The sequence below is a fragment of the Catonella sp. genome (genome assembly GCF_057250765.1).
The window spans coordinates 36,613-55,494 of the sequence record NZ_DBHIEC010000018.1 but is presented as its reverse complement, the minus strand read 5'-3'; the positions used below and the strand labels follow the sequence as shown (position 1 = coordinate 55,494).

17 protein-coding genes are annotated in these 18,882 nt (G+C 37.3%); all 17 read left to right on the top strand.

What is annotated here, in order from left to right; translation table 11 throughout:
* Positions 1–338, top strand: a 338-nt coding sequence (locus ACO6HM_RS09680; protein WP_485390841.1) for a substrate-binding domain-containing protein, incomplete at its 5' end; no start/stop codon positions are given.
* Between the two features lie 211 nt (positions 339–549).
* Complete coding sequence (locus tag ACO6HM_RS09675; RefSeq protein WP_485390840.1) at positions 550–2,034, top strand: sugar ABC transporter ATP-binding protein; 1,485 nt, start codon at positions 550–552, stop codon at positions 2,032–2,034.
* A gap of 95 nt (positions 2,035–2,129) precedes the next feature.
* Complete coding sequence (locus tag ACO6HM_RS09670) at positions 2,130–3,053, top strand: ABC transporter permease (RefSeq protein WP_485390843.1); 924 nt, start codon at positions 2,130–2,132, stop codon at positions 3,051–3,053.
* Positions 3,054–3,098: 45 nt separating this feature from the next.
* Positions 3,099–4,076: a substrate-binding domain-containing protein gene (locus ACO6HM_RS09665; RefSeq protein ID WP_485390839.1), complete on the top strand. Its 978-nt coding sequence runs from the start codon at positions 3,099–3,101 to the stop codon at positions 4,074–4,076.
* Between the two features lie 2 nt (positions 4,077–4,078).
* Positions 4,079–5,413, top strand: a complete 1,335-nt coding sequence (locus ACO6HM_RS09660) for a sensor histidine kinase (RefSeq protein ID WP_485390838.1) — start codon at positions 4,079–4,081, stop codon at positions 5,411–5,413.
* A complete protein-coding gene (locus ACO6HM_RS09655; protein WP_485390837.1) occupies positions 5,406–6,062 on the top strand; it encodes a response regulator transcription factor in 657 nt (218 codons plus the stop codon). Before ACO6HM_RS09660 ends, ACO6HM_RS09655 begins: the two co-directional genes overlap by 8 nt.
* Positions 6,063–6,076: 14 nt before the next feature.
* The gene (locus ACO6HM_RS09650; RefSeq protein ID WP_485390836.1) at positions 6,077–7,351 is read left to right on the top strand and encodes an ABC transporter substrate-binding protein; all 1,275 of its coding nucleotides are present in this window, start codon (positions 6,077–6,079) and stop codon (positions 7,349–7,351) included.
* Between the two features lie 11 nt (positions 7,352–7,362).
* Positions 7,363–8,046 carry a D-lyxose/D-mannose family sugar isomerase gene (locus ACO6HM_RS09645; protein ID WP_485390835.1) on the top strand — a complete coding sequence of 228 codons (684 nt, stop codon included), beginning with the start codon at positions 7,363–7,365 and terminating at the stop codon, positions 8,044–8,046.
* A 98-nt stretch (positions 8,047–8,144) separates the two neighbouring features.
* Entirely contained in the window at positions 8,145–9,560 is a 1,416-nt protein-coding gene (locus tag ACO6HM_RS09640; protein WP_485390834.1) for a sensor histidine kinase, read from the top strand.
* Between the two features lie 2 nt (positions 9,561–9,562).
* The gene (locus ACO6HM_RS09635) at positions 9,563–10,849 is read left to right on the top strand and encodes a S1C family serine protease (protein ID WP_485390833.1); all 1,287 of its coding nucleotides are present in this window, start codon (positions 9,563–9,565) and stop codon (positions 10,847–10,849) included.
* A complete protein-coding gene (locus tag ACO6HM_RS09630) occupies positions 10,846–11,796 on the top strand; it encodes a 3'-5' exoribonuclease YhaM family protein (RefSeq protein WP_485378802.1) in 951 nt (316 codons plus the stop codon). Before ACO6HM_RS09635 ends, ACO6HM_RS09630 begins: the two co-directional genes overlap by 4 nt.
* 1 nt (position 11,797) lies before the next feature.
* Positions 11,798–13,228 (top strand): 23S rRNA (uracil(1939)-C(5))-methyltransferase RlmD, encoded by a 1,431-nt coding sequence (rlmD, locus tag ACO6HM_RS09625; protein ID WP_485390832.1) that lies wholly within the window; start codon positions 11,798–11,800, stop codon positions 13,226–13,228.
* A gap of 400 nt (positions 13,229–13,628) precedes the next feature.
* Positions 13,629–14,618, top strand: coding sequence for a GNAT family N-acetyltransferase (locus tag ACO6HM_RS09620; protein WP_485390831.1), 990 nt, complete (start codon positions 13,629–13,631; stop codon positions 14,616–14,618).
* Positions 14,619–15,231: 613 nt separating this feature from the next.
* Complete coding sequence (locus tag ACO6HM_RS09615) at positions 15,232–16,056, top strand: hypothetical protein (protein ID WP_485390830.1); 825 nt, start codon at positions 15,232–15,234, stop codon at positions 16,054–16,056.
* A 101-nt stretch (positions 16,057–16,157) separates the two neighbouring features.
* Positions 16,158–17,960, top strand: a complete 1,803-nt coding sequence (locus ACO6HM_RS09610; RefSeq protein ID WP_485390829.1) for an RNA-binding domain-containing protein — start codon at positions 16,158–16,160, stop codon at positions 17,958–17,960.
* Positions 17,961–18,030: 70 nt separating this feature from the next.
* Complete coding sequence (locus ACO6HM_RS09605) at positions 18,031–18,435, top strand: hypothetical protein (protein ID WP_485390828.1); 405 nt, start codon at positions 18,031–18,033, stop codon at positions 18,433–18,435.
* Positions 18,436–18,564: 129 nt separating this feature from the next.
* The gene (locus tag ACO6HM_RS09600) at positions 18,565–18,783 is read left to right on the top strand and encodes a hypothetical protein (RefSeq protein WP_485390827.1); all 219 of its coding nucleotides are present in this window, start codon (positions 18,565–18,567) and stop codon (positions 18,781–18,783) included.
* Positions 18,784–18,882 lie beyond the last annotated feature (99 nt).

Sequence of the window (18,882 nt, the reverse complement as noted above, 5' to 3'; positions counted from 1 at the left end):
ACTTACTTCAAGCACATAGTGATGTAGTTGCTATTTTCGGAGGAAATGATCCTACAGCTCTTGGAGCGCTTGCAGCAGCTAATGCAGCAGGTATCAAGAAGGGTAAATGTTTCATTTATGGTATTGATGGATCTCCTGATATCAAGAAAGAACTTGCTTCTGGAACATCACTTATAGAAGGAACAGGTGCCCAGTCTCCAGTGGCAATTGCAGAAAAGGCAGTTGAGATTATGTATAATCATGTAGAAGGAAAGGCTGTAGATAAAGAATATCCGGTAGATACCTTCCTTATTACTGCAGATAATGTAAAAGACTATGGCACAGATGGTTGGCAGTAAATTTTAATAATAATAAGTTGTATTAGGAAGCAAAGGTGCTTTCTTCGTCCGGAGGGAAGGAGTTAGCACCTTTTTTTACAAACTATTAAAGTTTTTATATCTGTATGTAGATGCCAAAGGAGTTTGGTACCTATATGAAAAAAATGGGTTATTTGGTTTTGGAAGAACCATGAAGATTTCATGTAAATTTATAGAGTAAGGGGATGATTAGTTGAGCGATAATATTATTCTTAGAATGAAAAACATTAATAAACGCTTTCCCGGAGTTTATGCATTAAAAAATGTTAACTTTGAGTTAAAGAGTGGAGAAGTACATGCCTTACTTGGTGAAAATGGAGCCGGTAAATCTACCTTGATTAAGGTACTTGGTGGTATATATCATGCTGAAGAGGGTGATATTGAGATTGAAGGCAAGAATGTAAGCATAGCAAGTGTTCAAGATGCGGAGCAGAATGGAATTGCTATTATTCACCAAGAACTGGTATTGGTGCCACATATGAGTGTAGCCGAAAACATTTATCTGGGACGTGAGGTTGGAAGTGGTATATTTGTAAATAGATCAGAAATGACTAAAAATGCACAGAAGATTTTAGATGATTTGGGAATGGATATAGATGCAAGAAGTCTAATTAAGGATCTTCCTATAGCCAAGCAACAGATGGTGGAAATAACCAAAGCAGTATCAGTAAATTCTAAGATATTGGTAATGGATGAGCCAACTTCTTCTATAAGTGATAAAGAAGTAGAAAACCTATTTAAGATAATGAGAGATTTGACTAAAAAAGGAGTTGGAATAGTTTATATATCTCATAAAATGAGTGAACTTGATGAGATATGTGATAGAGTTACAGTCATGCGTGACGGTGAATATGTTGGTACTAAGAATGTAAAGGAAACAGCTAAAGACGAGCTTATAGCAATGATGGTTGGAAGAACTCTGACTAATTATTATGTAAGAGACTATGGCACGCCAGGAGAAGAAATACTAAAGGTAGTTGGGCTTTCTGATGGAGACAAGGTAAACGGTGTCGATTTTAATATAAGAAAAGGTGAGATTGTTGGATTTGCGGGACTTGTAGGAGCAGGAAGAAGTGAAACAATGCAGGCTATTTTTGGTCTCACACAAAATGTGACGGGTGAAATATATATACAAGGAAATAAAGTAGAAATAAATAATCCTGAAGATGCCATTAAATATGGGCTTGCGCTGGTTCCAGAGAGCCGTAAGGAGCAGGGATTATACCTTGTACAAAGTGTTAAATATAATACTACAATTGAGGTACTTAAGGAGTTTATAGGCAAGTTTAGGGTTAATGACAAAAGAGAAACTGAAATTACTCAGAAATATATAGAACTTATGTCTACCAAGACTCCATCGCAGGCACAGGAAATAGGAAATCTTTCTGGTGGAAATCAGCAGAAGGTGATGATAGGAAGGTGGCTGGCTACAAAGCCTAAGGTGCTGATATTGGATGAACCGACAAGAGGAATTGATGTAGGAGCCAAATCAGAAATATACGCGATAATGAATAATCTCGTAAAAACGGGAGTTTCTATTATAATGATTTCATCGGAATTGCCTGAAATTATTAATATGAGTGACAGGGTATATGTAATGGCAGGTGGAGTAGTAAGAGGATGCATAAGCAGGGAAGAAATATCTCAGGAAAGTATCATGCATCTTGCAGCAATCTAAAAACAGAGGTGAATAAGATGGAAGATAAAAAAATTGTTACATCCAACAGCAAGGCGGTATCTGCCAACCAGGTAGCTGTATTCTTTAAGGAGAATATGGGAATAATGGTGGCACTGGTTATTTTATGCATATTCTTATCTATTTTTCCGGGAACAAGTGGAACTTTTCCAACTGTGAAAAATATGATGAATGTATTGAGACAGATTTCTACCAATATGCTTTTAGCTTGTGGAATGACTATGGTTATTATACTGGGTGGAATTGACTTGTCAGTTGGTTCAGTTATAGCTCTGACAGGTGTTATTTCAGCCGGCTTAGTTTCAAGGAATGGAATGAGCATACCGATGGCCTTGCTGATAGGTATTGTTATAGGTGTTGTTTCTGGAGCATTTAATGGTCTTGTTATTTCAAAGACAACTATACCACCGTTCATAGTGACACTTGCAACAATGAACATTGCTAGAGGTTTAGCGGGAGTATACACAGGTGGTTCTCCTGTACGAGTTGTATCTAAAGAATGGCAGTGGCTTGGTGCCGGTTATATTGCAAGTATTCCTGTTCCTGTTATAATAATGGTAATAGTATTCATACTATCTATACTTATCATGAATAAAACCAAGATGGGAAGACATATATATGCAGTAGGTGGAAATCCATTGGCAGCTAGATTTTCAGGTATTAATGTATCAAAAGTTAAATTTTTTGTGTACGCATATTCCGGAATAATGGCGAGTCTTGCAGGTATTATCCTTGCTTCACGAATGTACTCCGGACAGCCTACAGCTGGTGACGGTGCAGAAATGGATGCAATCGCAGCGGTTGTAGTTGGTGGAACTTCTATGTCTGGTGGTTCAGGTAAATTAGGAGGTACCTTGATTGGTGCGCTGATTATAGGTATACTTAGTAATGGACTCAACCTTATGAATGTCAATTCTTTTTGGCAGACAGTGGTAAAGGGTGTAGTTATACTCCTTGCAGTATTCTTAGACTATATCCGTACACTTAAAAAGAATAAATAATATAAAAGGGGTGAGGATGACTCACCCCTTTGTTTTAGAGGTAACATGAAAAATAACATAAGAACATACCTTAAAGATTGGATAATTCCTATTATTTCAGGAGCTATTCTTTTTTCGGTATTAATTGGGCTAAAAATAACATATAATGGTATTCACAAGCATATACCTAGAGTTTTTGGTGCTACTTATATGACTATGAATAATCCTTATTTTTCCGTGCTTAATGAAAGCCTTAGAGAAGTAATTGAAGCAAATGGAGATATACTACTTACAAGAGACCCTGCACAAAGTCAGGATAGACAGAATCAACAAATACTTGAGATGATAGATGAAGGTATTAAAGTATTGTTTGCCAACCCTGTCGATTCTAAGACCATAGAGCCTGCACTCGAAGCTTGTAAGAAGGCTAAAGTTGCAGTATTTGTTGTAGATACAGAGGTTCAGGATAGAGCCAATGTTGTTTCTGTTATTCAGTCTGATAATTACAGGGCAGGTGAACTTGTGGCAGAAGATATGATGAAAAGGCTTCCCAAAGGAGCAAATATAGTGCTTTTATCCCATTACAATGTGCAATCTACCCAGGTAAGAAGAAAGGGATTTTTAGATAGAATAAAAGGACATGATGAGTACAAAATAGTCGCCAATTCGTACAAGAGCTCAGAAATTGAAGTTGCAACCATGGAGATGGATAAGATTATTAAATCAGGAGTTAATATTGATGTTGTTTTTGGAAATAATGACCCAACAGCTGTTGGTGCTCTTGCAGCGCTCGAGGTAAATAAGCTGACAGAAAAAGGGATAATGGTATATGGAGTAGATGGTTCGCCGTATGCCAAGCAGTTAATATCAAAAGGATACATGGTTGGAACTGCAGCACAGCATCCTATAATCATGGGAAGAACTGCAGCAGATACAGCGTATAAATATCTAAAGAATAAAAAAGTTGAAAAAAATATTACTATAGATGTTGATATGGTAACTAAAGAAAATATGGATAAAACCAATATAAATGAATGGCAATAGATATGGAAAATGAACTTCTTAGTATTAAAACAAACAAGATTCTTATCTTTATGTATTTTATATGCTTTTCTACAGCAATCTGGATTTCCCAGTTTGTATGCCTAAGTATAGATAAGATAACACTTAACTTTGGTGCAAGGGAATTTATTGCTGAAATAAGTGGACTACCAGGCAATGCTGAGGTTTTGGCACAAAAAACTATTTTTTACATGCTAATGTTTGGAGTTACATTTGGGCTTAGGACCTATTTTGGTAAAAAAGTAAAAAAAATAATAACGATTACTCTTGTTGTAGATTATTTAATAGCATTTCGTATTATTATTTTATTAAACTTTAATTATAATGGGGTTTTGTTATGGGTATTTACAAACTTCCTTGCACATCTTATAAAGAGCCGCTTCTCAGTATTATACATTGGAGGAGGGGTAATCAGCTATGTAATTACAGATAAAAACCTTGCATCTATGTGGCTAAAAAATTATAACATTGCAGATTATATTTCGGTATATTCTAAGGATGAGCAGAGCTACTTCTATCTCACTTATAATATACTAAACATTATGACAATAATTGCATTTTTTGCATGCTGCCTTTTTATTATAATGAAAAAGGATGAAACAATAAAGAAAACAAAGGATTTATACGAGCAGTTATCACTTGCCAATAGCAATCTTATCAAAGTTAATAAAGAACTTGAATGCATGGTTGAAGAAAATGAAAAATTGGCAGAAATAAGAGAAAGAAACCGTATAGCTAGGGAAATTCATGATACCATGGGGCACACTTTAACAGGAATAATTGCTGGAATAGACGCTTGTATAGCACTTGCAAAAGACTCGCCTGAAATCTTAAGAGAGCAACTAAAATTGATTTCAGAGATTAGCCGTAAAGGAGTTGAAGATATTAGGGCTTCAGTAAGTTCTCTAAGACCTGATACTTTAGAGAGGCTGAATCTAAACCAAGCCCTGTACAACCTCATTGAAAATACAAGAAAGGTTATGGGGGTTGAGGTAGATTATTATTGCAATGAAAAAGAGCTGAAATTAGACGAGGATGAAGAAAATGCAATCTATAGAATTGTACAGGAATGCATTACCAATGCGATAAGGCATGGAATGGCTACGAAAATAACGGTTTTACTTGAAAAAAGACAGTTTGAAATATATTTGAAAATATCAGATAATGGTATAGGTTGCACTGAAATTAAAGAAGGCTTTGGAACAAGACATATGAAAGAAAGAGTAGAAATGTTGAATGGAACTGTTAACTTTACCAATAAGGATGGCTTTGTGGTAGAGGCAGTGGTTCCCATAAGATGGGGTAAAGAATATGATTAAAGTATTGGTTGCAGATGATCAGGAAATGATTAGAGAAAGCCTCAAAATTGTATTAAACAGTAAAGAAGATTTTGAGGTTACTGATGCAGTAGCAAATGGACTTGAGGTCATTCAGAGCATAAGAAAAAATAAACCGGACGTTATACTTATGGATATTAGAATGCCCAAAGTTGATGGAGTTCAGTGTACTCAGATGGTTAAGGAAGGATATCCGGATATAAAAATTATTATACTTACAACTTTTGATGATGATGAGTATGTTTATAATGCCTTGAGATTTGGAGCTAGTGGCTATTTGCTAAAGGGAGTAAGCATGGAAGGACTACAGGAGGCTATAAGGGCTGCACATCAGGGACAGTCAATGATTAATCCTGATGTTGCAACAAAGGTATTGAAATTTTTCTCAGATATGGCTAAGGATGAATCGCTAATAAAAATCGAAGACTTTCAGGTCAAAGATATAACCGCAGGTGAGTGGAAAATAATAGACGAGGTGGCAAAGGGAAAATCTAATAAAGAGATTTCAGAGACTCTTGCTTTGTCAGAGGGAACAGTAAGAAACTATCTGTCAGTTATTCTTGAAAAGCTGTCTTTAAGAGACAGAACTCAGCTTGCGATTTGGGCGATACAGTCACATAGAAGCCATTAAGATAGGAGATTTGCTTGATTAAGAAGAAAATATTAGTAATAGAGATGATAATTACTGCCATTGTTATATTGTCATATGTCATTTGGTTAAATCAAAGACCTGTGATTCTAGAATTTGCTATGTTTAATGGTAGTAATTGGAATGTGGAAATACAGGATAGTTATAGCTTTATAGACAGGGCTATTGATAGATTTGAGAAAAAGCATCCAGGGGTAAAGGTGCATTACGTAAGTGGTATACCTAAGGAAGATTATTCGGAGTGGCTTAGTGGTAAGATACTAAAAGGGGATGCACCTGATGTCATGATGATAAAGGACGAAGACTTCAACCGCTTTGCAGAGCTTGAAATACTGGAAAATCTGGATGATTATTTGAAAAAGGATAAGGAATTTGATGCTAATAGATATTACGAAACTGCATTAAAATCGGGGAAAATAGCAAATGTACAATATGCATTGCCCTTTGAGACCGTTCCGTACCTTATGTTTGTAAATAAAACTCTGTTGAATAAAGAGGGTATAGATATTCCCAATAAAGATTATACTTTTGATGACTTATATTATGTCTGCAAAAAAATAACGAAGGATTTAGATGGAGATGGAATTATAGACCAGTTTGGGATATTTAAGTATAGTTGGCAGGAGGCAGCAGTCTCTAACGGAGCTAGGTTGTTTTCAAATGATGGTAAGCAGTGTTATTTTACTAGCACCAAACTACAGGAAGCTATTAAATTTACCAAAGCATTAAGTGAATTAGATGAAAACCAAAAAGTCACAAAAGAGCTTTTTGATAAGGGCAAAGTTGCCTTTATGCCACTTAGCTATGCGGAGTATAGAACTTATAAGGCATACCCATATAAAATTAAAAAATATACTGATTTTCAATGGGACTGTATAACTCTCCCAAAAGGTAAAAAAGGAAGTAATTCTTCAGTGGTTGACAGCTTAAATATAGGGATGGGAAAAGATAGCAAACATAAGGAATTATCTTGGGAATTTCTAAAATATATGACAGGAAATGAAGAAGTTCAAAAAGATATGTTTTTAAATGCACCAGCAGCATCTGTATTACATTCTGTAACTGAAGATAAAAATCTTATAAAGGATATTGATGGAGAATTTATTGGAAAAGTCATAGATAGTGGAAGTGTAAAGCCAAAATTTGAAAGATATGAAGGCGCTATACAGATAGCAGATGCAGAAATAAACAATTATTATACTCAGGATGTAGACTTGGACAATGCAATGAGGATTATCCAAAGAAAGGTACAGGAATATATATCGAAATAGGAGGAAATAGAATGAAGCGTTCAGAAATCAATAATATAATAAAAGAAATGGAAGTACTTATAAATGAAAATGGTTTTAAACTGCCCCCTTTCGCAGATTGGACACCAAAAGAATGGGAAACCAAAGGAAGGGAGTATGATGAGATAAGAGATAATAGGCTGGGATGGGATATAACTGACTTTGGGTTGGGTGACTTTAATAAGGTTGGATTTGGACTTTTTACTATAAGAAATGGAAACCAGCATAATCCGAAATATAAAAAAGTATATGCAGAGAAAATCCTCTTTTTAAGAGATAATATGATGGCACCAATGCATTTTCATTGGTTTAAGTCGGAGGATATAATAAACAGGGGAGGAGGTACCATGCTTATTAAACTGTATAACTCCGACAAAGATGGAAATCTTTTGGACACAGATGTAATAGTACATTCCGATGGAAGAGAATACACTATAAAGGCGGGTGGCATGGTTGAGCTAAAACCGGGTGAAAGCATAACTATAACTCCTTATCTTTATCATGAATTCCATGTAGTTCCTAGCAGTGGAAGTGTGCTTATTGGCGAAGTTTCGCAGTGCAATGATGATGAAACAGATAATAGGTTCTATGAGAAAATCGGAAGATTTCCCAAAATTGAAGAAGATGAGCCTCCATACAGGCTTTTATGCAATGAATATCCAGATGCAAAAAACTAATTGTTAAACATAAATAAAATCACATAATTATTGTAAAATACATCAAATTTCGCTATACTGTAGTTAAGTGTATTAACAATGGGTGAAGGTGCATTTTTATGAAAGCAAATCTGTTTTTTAAGTACCTGGTTTGCTACCTCCTAATAGTTATTAGTTCCCTTATTATACTAAACACAGTAGGAGCAGGGCGTATCAGAAATGGGATTATAAATGACAATATAAGATCTATGAAGATTGAGGCAGAGACTATAACAAGCGACTACATGAAGGGATATTATTCCGGAAATATGTCTCTTTTTGACGTAGACAATGGGCTAAAGACTATTGATACATTTGCAGATGCAAGAATAATGATAATAAATGTTGTAGGTGAAGTAGTTTCTGATACAAGAGGAACTTCTTTTAACGATAAGAATGAGAGAAGAAGACTTCCTGCCTGGTTCTTAGAGAAGGATTCATATGTGGGTGGCAATATCAAGGAATTATCTAATAAAGCTATAGTGGCGGTAATTTCCCCTATTGATATAGACTTTGTACTTAAGGGCTATGTGGTGCTTTCAATGAGTTTATCTGAGCTTGAAAAGGACGCCTCGTATAGTATAGATACCTTGAATATTTGCTTTTTGATACTTGGAGTAGTATTTCTCGTAGCCCTGCTATTTCTTTATAGGATATCGATTATTCCTTTAAGAGCGGTAATTAAGGCTGCCAGAGAATATGCCAGAGGAAATTTTGACTATGTATTTGCCACTGAGGAGAACAGACACGATGAATTTAGGGATTTGATGGACACCATTGAATATATGGCTAAAGAACTGAGTCTTATGGAAGAATATCAGAGAAAATTTATTTCAAATATTTCTCATGATTTTCGCTCACCGCTTACCTCTATAAAGGGCTTTGCTACGGCAATGATGGATGGAACTATTCCTCCTGAGCTTTACAACAAGTATCTAAGTACCATTTGCTTTGAAACAGATAGACTTACAAAGCTTACAAGCGGGTTGATTGAGCTTAACAAGTTTGACAGTCATCAGGCTCTTTTAGATATCAGAGAGTTTGATCTGCATAGTATGATAAAGCAGACAGTGGAGGCATTTGAAGGAAAATGCAGAGACAAGCATATTTCGCTGAATCTTATATTTGAAGGGGATGAGTCCATTGTAATGGCTGACAAGGGAAAGATTGAGCAGGTATTTTACAATCTGATTGACAATGCTATAAAGTTCAGCCACAACGATTCAGATATAAATATAACTACAAAATCTAAGGGAAATAAGGTAATAGTATCCGTTAAAGATTATGGCATTGGTATACCTAAGGAAAGTCTTAAGAAAATATGGGAGAGGTTTTATAAAACGGATACTTCGAGGGGGAAGGACAAGAAGGGCAGCGGCTTGGGACTGGCTATAGTTAAGGAGATTATCCAGTCGCATGGAGAAGAAATAGATGTAATCAGCACTGAAAACGCAGGAACTGAGTTTGTATTTACAATTAGTAAACCAGGGGTATGATTATGAGCGATGATAAGGATTATAAATTCATTAACGAAAAAATAGTTCAAAAGAAGATGCATCCTGTTAAGAAATTTTTTATTGGCTTAATTGTAGTTTTATTTTTGGGTGTTGTTTTCGGAGCTACGGAAAGAATTATATTTGAAGTTACAGGTGAGGTGCTTCCGCATTTTAACTTATTTAAGAAAAATCACTTGATTGAGCTTAGAAAAAATGAAGAAGTGGTAAGCGGAGCTTCGATAGCTACTGAAAGTTCAGTAAAGGAAGCTAAGGAAAGTAAGCCTGAGGCGGATAAAAAGCAGGTTAAGATAATTGAGAAAAGAGTTTCTGCTGATCTATCCGACTATAAGCAGGCTCTAAGTCAGTTTGGTAAGTTAGCAAACGAGCAAAATCAGTCTGTAGTTGAAGTGCAATCTGTGGTAAAGGGAAAGGACTGGTTTGAAAATCCTTATGACGCTGTAAATAAAGCTGCAGGATATATAATTGCGGTTCAGAACGACGAGGCTTATATATTAACGGATTATAAGAGCATTAAGTCTGCTGATAATATAAAGGTAAAGTTTAAGCAGGGCTTCCTTGCAGAGGGGATAATTAAGAATTATTCGGTTAATTTGGAGCTTGCTCTTGTGATGGTCAATCTAAAGGGAATTGCAAAGAAGGATGATATTGAACCTCTTAAGTTTGGAGGAATTAGCTACAAGAGCATAGGTGAGCCTATTATGGCTATAGGTAATCCGAATGGAAACATCTATTCAGTATTACCGGGAGTTATAACAGGTGCTGAGACGTCCCTGATAGAAGATGACTACAGCTTTGATTCGCAGTTTACAGATATAGATATAGCTAAGAACGGAGATGCTGTCTTTGTTGATTTTGATGGAAATGTCGTAGGCATATATTATAAGGGAAATCAGGATGTAACTCAGATAATTAACATTTCAAAGATAATGACCTTACTTGAGAAAATGATGAATGATGAGCCCCTGCCTTATATAGGAATCAAGTCCAAGGCTTTTGACGGAGCTGAGGAGAAGACAGGAATATCAGGAGGAGTAATGGTAGACAGCGTCACCAAGGGTTCTCCTGCGGATGATGCGGGCTTTAAGGAAGGCGATATAATATACGAGATGGACGGCGTACACATTGAAAATATGAGCGACTATGAGAGCTTCCTTGAAAGTAAAAAGCCAAAGAATAAGGTAAAAGTCCTCATTTACAGGGTAACAAGGAATGAGGGTAAGAAAATAGAATTAGAAGTAGAGATAGGAGACAGCAGGGGTATAAAATGAGATATATAAAGGATATTAAGGACGGAGAGCAGTTAAACGGCATCTATTACTGTAAGGAGAAGAAGGAACTTAGAAGTAAAAATGACAAACCATATTATTCAATGACTTTGCAGGATAAAACAGGCAGTCTTGATGCTAAGGTATGGGATACGAATTCAAATGGAATTGAGGACTTTGCGGGTGGTGACTTTGTCTGTGTTCAGGGACAGGTTTCTATCTATATGGGAGCTTTGCAGGGCAAAATTATCAGAGCCAGAAGATGTGGTGAAGGCGAATATGACCTAGCGGACTACATACCTACTTCGAGGTACGATAGAGATGAGATGTATGGGAAGCTTTTAGACATCATCGATACAGTAAAGAATCCTTATTATAAAAAGTTATTGGATGCATTTTTCAGGGACAAGGAATTTGCAGAGAAGTTTAAGAATCATTCTGCGGCAAAGACAGTTCACCACAGCTTTGTGGGCGGGCTTTTGGAGCATTCTTTAGGGGTGGTAAAGGTCTGTGATTTTATGTCTAATCAATATCCTATGATTAACAGAGACCTGCTTATAACTGCAGCACCACTGCACGACATAGGTAAGATGGTTGAGCTTAGCGGATTTCCAACTAATGAATATACTGACTCAGGCCAGCTTCTAGGTCATATTTACATTGGTGCAAATATGATAAATGAGAAGATTAACAGCATTGAAAATTTTCCAAAAAGACTGGCAGATGAGCTTATTCACTGCATTTTATCTCACCACGGCTCTCTGGAATTTGGTTCGCCTAAGATGCCTGCACTTATGGAAGCCTTTGCACTCAGCCTTGCTGACAACATGGATGCGAAGATGGAGACATTTACCGAGCTTTTGGAAGTAAATGAGGGCAGAACGGATTGGCTTGGTTACAACAAGTTTTTTGAGTCGAATATAAGAATAGCTACAAAGAATAAGGAATAATATGTTTGAAAAAAATGATATTTTAGAACTTCAGATTGAGGCAATTGGAAGTGAGGGAGAGGGTATAGCACATGCAAATGGTTATACCCTCTTTGTGAAGGATACAGTTCCGGGGGATAGGATAGAGGCTAGGGTGGTAAAGGCAGGAAAAAACTATGGATATGCAAGATGTGAGCGTATCATAGAGCCGTCAACAGATAGGATAGAGCCTGTCTGTCCCATTTCAAAGAGATGTGGAGGCTGTCAGTTCCAGCAACTTTCGTACGAGGCAGAGCTTAAGTTCAAGCAGGAGAAGGTGTTCAACTGCATAAAGCGTATAGGTGGTTTTAGCGATGAAGAGATACCTATGCTTCCTATAATCGGTTGTGAAGAGATTATGCATTATAGGAATAAGGCTCAGTTTCCTGTTGGTGTGAATAAAGCGGGTGAGATAGTTACGGGCTTTTATGCAAAGAGGAGCCACGAGATAGTGGATACGACCAAATGCTACATTCAGTTTGAGGAGAATGAGCTTATTTTGGATACCCTTATGGCATTTATGAAGAAGTATAAAATCTCTGCCTACGAGGAAAAAATAAATCCAAAGACGAAAAAACCTGAAAAGGCTAGGGGTTTGGTGCGCCACATTATGACTAGGAAGGGTTTTGCTACAGGTGAAATAGGCATCTGCGTAGTAATAAACGGAGATGTACTGCCAAAGGCTGATGAGTTTACAGCTATGGTGCTTAAGGCATTTGAGGGCAGGAGTGATGTAAGGATAACAAGCATTTGCGTAAATGTAAATAAGAAGGTTACCAATGTGATATTCGGAGATGAGCTTAGATGTATCTACGGGAAGCCTTACATAGTGGATATGATAGAGGATGTTAAGTTTAAGATATCTCCGTTTTCATTCTATCAGGTAAATCCCGCACAGACAATGAAGCTCTATGGTAAGGCTTTGGAGTTTGCAGGACTTACCGGAGAAGAAGTGGTTTGGGATCTCTACTGCGGCATCGGTACCATAAGTCTGTTTTTAGCTAAGAAGGCAAAGGAAGTCTACGGAGTGGAGATTGTAGAGGCAGCAGTGGTAAATGCGAGGGAGAATGCTAAATTAAATGGAATGTCGAATGTGTATTTCACAGTGGGCAAGGCAGAGGATGAGGCTAAAAAACTTCCAAAGCCTGATGTAATAGTAGTAGACCCGCCAAGAAAGGGCTGTGATGAAAAGCTCCTTGAGACGATAATGAATTATAAGCCAAGCAGGGTGGTTTATGTGTCCTGCGATCCTGCTACACTTGCGAGGGACTTGAAGGTGCTTTGTGGGGATGGAGGGTATAGACTGGATAAGGTACAGGCGGTGGATCAGTTCTCGAGGGGGGTGCATGTGGAGAGTGTGGTGAGGTTATCTCTAGAAGGGAATAGAGAGCAGAGTTTTCTTCAAGCGCTGTAGCATTCAAGGCGAATAAGTATCACCATACTGAGTGGATGGTTTGAGTTCAAAGAAAATTGGTATGAACCAGTTGATGCACAAGTTAAATCTAAAAATGCACAAGTTAATGCACAAGTTAAAGTGAATCAGGTACTAGACGAAACACAAAATTATGATTTTAGCATTGAGGAAAAAGCTTTACAGTTCTGTTCTGAAGCGAAAAGCATAATTGAATTAAGCGCTGAGAGAACACGAGTAATTCTATCAAAGATGGAAGATATTATCCCTGTTGGTGAAAATAGAAATCGAAAGTATAAGTTAAAAAAATGAATAATCGAAGTATAAGATTTTGCAGGTAAAAAAGTTGAGACCATGGTGAGCAAGAGCTACTTCCAGCTACAAAGAGAGAGGAAAGGTAGATATGATTTTAGAAACAGAGAGACTTATCCTTCGTCCGTGGGAAGAAACGGATGCTAAGGAATGCTATAAATACGCAAAAGATCCACGAGTAGGTCCGGTTGCAGGGTGGCCTGTGCATACAAGTGAAGAGAACAGCCGACAGGTCATCCGGGATGTGCTGATGGCACCGGAGACCTACGCTATTGTACTGAAGGAAACAGGACTTCCAATTGGCAGCATCGGCTTTCACCACAACGATCTTGCAGAAAAGGATGATGAAGCGGAGCTTGGTTATTGGCTGGGAGTTAATTATTGGGGACAGGGTCTTGTGCCTGAGGCGGGAAGAGAGCTGCTGCGTCATGCCTTTGAGGATCTGAACCTTGTTCGCATCTGGTGTGGCTATTATGATGGCAACGAGAAATCAAAGCGTGTTCAGGAAAAGCTTGGGTTCAAGTACCAATGGGCTACTGAAGATGTGCCGGTTCCGCTGTTGGGCGAAATAAGAAATGGACATGTAAGCCTATTAACAAAAGACGAATGGGAAAACCTCATCACGCTATATACACCATCTTTGGAAGATCTTTGGTTTCGCCAGAAAATGATGGCAGATACGGAAACCATGTCGTATAACCACGCTTGGGGAGGTACAATTCCTTTTCCTAAAGAGGAGTGGCTTGGCTGGTATGATTTTTGGATTGTAAATCATGAGGGCAAGCGTTATTTCAGATATTTGAAGGATAACGCTGGTCATTTTATTGGAGAGATTGCCTATCATTACGATAGCAATCGAAACCTTTATATAGCTGATGTTATAGTCTATGCACCATATAGAAAAAAAGGCTATGGCAGTATTGGATTGGATTTGTTATGTAGTGCTGCTAAACAAAATGGCATAAAGCTGTTGTATGACGATATCGCAATAGATAATCTAGCGGTTAAGATATTTCTAAAGAATGGATTTGTTGAAGAATACAGAACAAGTGAAATTATTATGCTTAAAAAAGAACTATAAAGACTGCCCCAAGATAGCCATACTGCTATCAAAGATAGCGCCTGTTGTCGAGGAAAGCTATAATCCGGATAGAACGAGGTTGTCGGTCGAAATTTAGGGAACTTTTTGATAATATAAATGATATAAAGTTCCCTAAAGGGAAGATATGCTGGAAGAAATTTTTAAATACTCAAATTCTAAGTTGTAGGGCTGATGTGTTTGTTTATCTAACTAAGTCACGCCTTCACTGATAAATGTCCAGACTCGCTCCGGTTTTTCTGCAAGGTGCTACTTTTAAGTTTTTACATGATGACGAAAAACCTAACGCGCTCGCTTAGGCATTATCAGCTCCGGCTGTTTAATTGATGAATGATTGCAAACAAACACATCAGCCACAAGGGGGCTGGGGGGAGTAGCTGTCTTTCATTTGGTATTCTAGTTATTATTTGTATAAATTTAAGGTGCCAGCTCCGAATGATAAATTCTAAGCGAGCGCATTAGGCGGAGCGAAGCGGATGCCGGAGCGAGTCTGAAATGTTATCATTCGGAGCGTCACTTAGGTAAGTTTATATAACTCGACAACTTAGAATTTGCAGTGACAGAAAAATCTCAGACCGCCGGAGGGAATGAAACTATGGCAGATACAAAGGGAAATTTTAAGGAATGGATATCTTGTATACCCGATAAAATGGATAAATTCACACAGGAATTTGCAGGGAATAATCATTTGCTTCTTGATTATACTATGGCTTCACTTAATGATTTAGAAAGATGGATTCTAAGTCACTATCAGGATGCTAACGAATTGCTTGATGACAGTAGTATGTTGGACTATCTGACAATATATATTGGCGAAACTTTTAGAGGATATCTTGGCGGTGAGTGGTCTATAGATTTAAGAGATAATGAAAATGCTCCTTATCCGGTACTTCTATTGATGGATACAGCAAATAAAGGAGAGACTCAGTTTTCGCCAATGGCTCTTGCTACTGACTGTGTTGGCGCAGATAAAGGAAATTATTTAAGTGGAATCTTGTTTGGTCATATCTCATCTAAGATAAAAACCGTTGATAAGCTGGTAGAATTTATGGAGAAAGAATGCTACAACTTTGACTCATTTTCAATTGGGAAATATAGGGCGTTAGAGGGTTTATTTTTGGATAGGGACGGAAACGACTTTATCTATGGCTATGAAGAGAGAGGACATAGGGATATAATAAAGCATTTTGACAATGAGGAGGCAGCAGTTTCCTATGTACTTGAGCAGATTTCTAAAGGAGAAGTAGATGACTCTCACCTGGCAGCTTTTACAATGGATGAGGAAGAGATTGTGGAGGCGGAAAATAAGCTTAAAGAAATGTTCATCCCTTTTATACGAAATGATGTGCCGGGCTATAGTCTGGATGGGAAAACCGCCTATAGAATATTTGTGTTTGGGAAGAATATAAGATACATTTAAGGCTTAGAAGGATTTGGGGTGTGACTGGTGAAGCTTAGGGAACTTTTTGAAGGTAAAAACACATAAAAGTTCCCTAAAAGAGAGATATAGAGTATAGTCTTATGGAAGAAGGTGTGGCAATGAACATACAGGAATTAAAAAGCCTTATATATCAGGGCGAAAAAGTGGATATAGAATGCAAAAAAGCAGATGGAAATGTGCCAAAATCTGTATATGAATCATATTCTGCATTTGCAAATACAAAGGGCGGATATATTATATTGGGTGTTATAGAAGACAAAACAAAAACTGTTCTGGAGGAACGTTTTATTATTCGAGGAATTAAAAATCCTGAGGCTCAAAAAGAGGACTTTTGGAACACCATCAATGGTAATAAAGTAAATGTTAACGTTTTAAAAGATGAAGATGTTTTTGTAGTTGAAGACGGGGATATAAAACTTCTTGTTATTCATGTGCCTAGAGCCGACTTTAATATGCGTCCGGTATATGTTGGTGAGAATCCGTACAAAGGTACATATAAGAGAAATCACGATGGTGATTATCATGCAACAGAACATGAGACTAGAAGTATGATTCGAGATCAGAGCTTGGAAGGTAATGATGGAACGATTTTGGAACACTACACTATGGCTGACATTGACAAAGAAACCCTGAGAAAGTATCGTCAGATTTTTGAAATTAGAAATGACGGACATGTCTGGAATCCATTGGATGATAAGGCCTTTCTTGAACAGCTAGGTGGGTACAATCGTGATCGTAAAACCGGCGTAGAAGGGCTTACAGTTGCAGGTCTTTTAATGTTCGGTACAGGTCGTGCTATAAGGGAAAGATTCTCTAACATTTTCATGGATTACCGTGAAGAGTCTAAAGTTACAATTGATGTACGCTGGAACGATAGAATTACCTATGATGGAACTTGGGAGAATAATTTGTTTAATTTCTTTTCTAAAGTAACGCCAAAACTTACTGAGGATTTACCAAAGCCATTTAAGCTTGAAGGGATACAACGAATTGATGAAACTCCGCTTCATAAAGCCATTAGAGAGGCATTTGTTAATCTTATAATCCATGCAGATTATTTGATGGATGCGGGTACGTTGAAGGTAATAAAGAAGAATAAGTCATTTGAATTTACCAATCCGGGAATACTTAAACTGCCGATTGAAGATATTTTTCGTGGCGGTAATTCTAAACCCCGTAACTCACATATGCAGACTATGCTTAGAATGGTTGGCTTTGGTGATAATGCTGGCTCTGGTTTTCCTACTATAGTTGCAGCGTGGGATGCTGAAGGCTGGGTGAAACCTGAGCTGATTGAAGATACTATACTAAATCAGGTTACTTTAAAACTTAGTATGGTACCGGCATGGATGGATAACCTACAAAGACTGGAAAATCAGATAATTGCAAATTTACCTACTCATCAAGAAAATGTACAATCTATTGCTAAGGCGTTACAAACATCAATCGGGAATCTCGATGCACTTAAAATTGATGGGGTAGAAGGTGCAATGAAAGCATTTGTTCAGGGATTACCTAAAATAACAGACTATCAGTTGGGACAGATTCAAAATTCGTTGTCAATAATAGGTGAAAAATTCAAATTTGATAAGGATTTGGTGTTTGACAGTGAGAAATTTGCCGAAGCATTAAGAAAAAAATCGGCAGAAAAATCGGCAGAAAAATCGGCAGAAAAAGAAGGTGGTATATTAACAAAAAGACATAAACAAATTATTGAAGTGATGAAGAAAGATACTTTTTATAGTAGAGATCAGCTTTCTGCGTTGGTTGGATTAAAGGGTTCTAGAACAAGGCAATTACTTAATGAATTAGTTGAATTAGGATATCTGGAATGTACAGGAACAACTAAAAGCAGACGTTATGTGAAAACAAAATCGATATGAAAGTTCCTTAAATGATGGATATGTTAATACATTTTTTTGCAATTAGTAGAGGACTAAACGGAGATTAAAAATGAAAAAAGAAGATTTGCTCACATTATGGAATGTAAAAGACTGGGATAAAAATAACGCAGGGATATATTTTACAGGCAAATATGGCAATAAAGAGGTAAATTTTAACTTTACCGGTTTTACTGAGAAGGATATGTCACTAATACCGGATGATTTTATGCAAAGACTTTTTAGGGAATTGGAGAAGTTAGATGACAATGCCCATAAGGTAATACAGGCTGTCCATCCGGATGAAGATGCGTCTAAGTTAAACCTGGCGGAGATTATATTTGATAAAAGCGGTTGTTATAAAGAGTTTGCTCTCGGATATGATATGGGAGAATCCCCTGCTGGCAGGCTGTATATACTGGTGAAATTTGATGAAAAGTTTCAGGCTGATAAAGAACTTATTTATGAAACCTATTAAGGGTCTGAAAAATAATGAAAAATAGTGAAGAAATAGTGGAATTAAATGGAATAATAACTCCATTTTCGATACTAGACAGATGGAATGGCATTAGTTATATTATTCGGTAAGAGATAAAGAAGAGGATAAATGAGAATGGAAAATAATAGCAATATTGGTGAGAAGAGTACGACAACAGGAGTCTGTAAGGGCTGTGGCTGGCAGTGTCCGCTTGACAAGCTCTCCTGCAATAAAGGCAGGAGATTAAACGGAGTGGCCGAGGTAGTAGAAGAGATTAAGGCAAAGAGGCCAGCATCAAACCCCAGAACTGAGAGGTTCTTGCGTAGGTTAAACAGGAAGGTTGATTAGGCACGGGGAGGTAATGCAGAGCATGTACCTCACTAACATCATAGAACAAATTTATCAAGAACATCGGAAGGCTGTTAGATGGAGAAATAGAAGGCAAAT

What these genes read in the sequence shown, in the direction of transcription:
- ACO6HM_RS09615 (WP_485390830.1), top strand. Translation starts at nt 15,232, where the DNA reads ATGGCAGATACAAAGGGAAATTTTAAGGAATGGATATCTTGTATACCC.
- ACO6HM_RS09670 (WP_485390843.1), top strand. Translation starts at nt 2,130, where the DNA reads ATGGGAATAATGGTGGCACTGGTTATTTTATGCATATTCTTATCTATT.
- ACO6HM_RS09600 (WP_485390827.1), top strand. Translation starts at nt 18,565, where the DNA reads ATGAGAATGGAAAATAATAGCAATATTGGTGAGAAGAGTACGACAACA.
- ACO6HM_RS09610 (WP_485390829.1), top strand. Translation starts at nt 16,158, where the DNA reads ATGGAAGAAGGTGTGGCAATGAACATACAGGAATTAAAAAGCCTTATA.
- rlmD (WP_485390832.1), top strand. Translation starts at nt 11,798, where the DNA reads ATGTTTGAAAAAAATGATATTTTAGAACTTCAGATTGAGGCAATTGGA.
- ACO6HM_RS09660 (WP_485390838.1), top strand. Translation starts at nt 4,079, where the DNA reads ATGGAAAATGAACTTCTTAGTATTAAAACAAACAAGATTCTTATCTTT.
- ACO6HM_RS09620 (WP_485390831.1), top strand. Translation starts at nt 13,629, where the DNA reads ATGATTTTAGAAACAGAGAGACTTATCCTTCGTCCGTGGGAAGAAACG.
- ACO6HM_RS09655 (WP_485390837.1), top strand. Translation starts at nt 5,406, where the DNA reads ATGATTAAAGTATTGGTTGCAGATGATCAGGAAATGATTAGAGAAAGC.
- ACO6HM_RS09630 (WP_485378802.1), top strand. Translation starts at nt 10,846, where the DNA reads ATGAGATATATAAAGGATATTAAGGACGGAGAGCAGTTAAACGGCATC.
- ACO6HM_RS09665 (WP_485390839.1), top strand. Translation starts at nt 3,099, where the DNA reads ATGAAAAATAACATAAGAACATACCTTAAAGATTGGATAATTCCTATT.
- ACO6HM_RS09645 (WP_485390835.1), top strand. Translation starts at nt 7,363, where the DNA reads ATGAAGCGTTCAGAAATCAATAATATAATAAAAGAAATGGAAGTACTT.
- ACO6HM_RS09640 (WP_485390834.1), top strand. Translation starts at nt 8,145, where the DNA reads ATGAAAGCAAATCTGTTTTTTAAGTACCTGGTTTGCTACCTCCTAATA.
- ACO6HM_RS09605 (WP_485390828.1), top strand. Translation starts at nt 18,031, where the DNA reads ATGAAAAAAGAAGATTTGCTCACATTATGGAATGTAAAAGACTGGGAT.
- ACO6HM_RS09635 (WP_485390833.1), top strand. Translation starts at nt 9,563, where the DNA reads ATGAGCGATGATAAGGATTATAAATTCATTAACGAAAAAATAGTTCAA.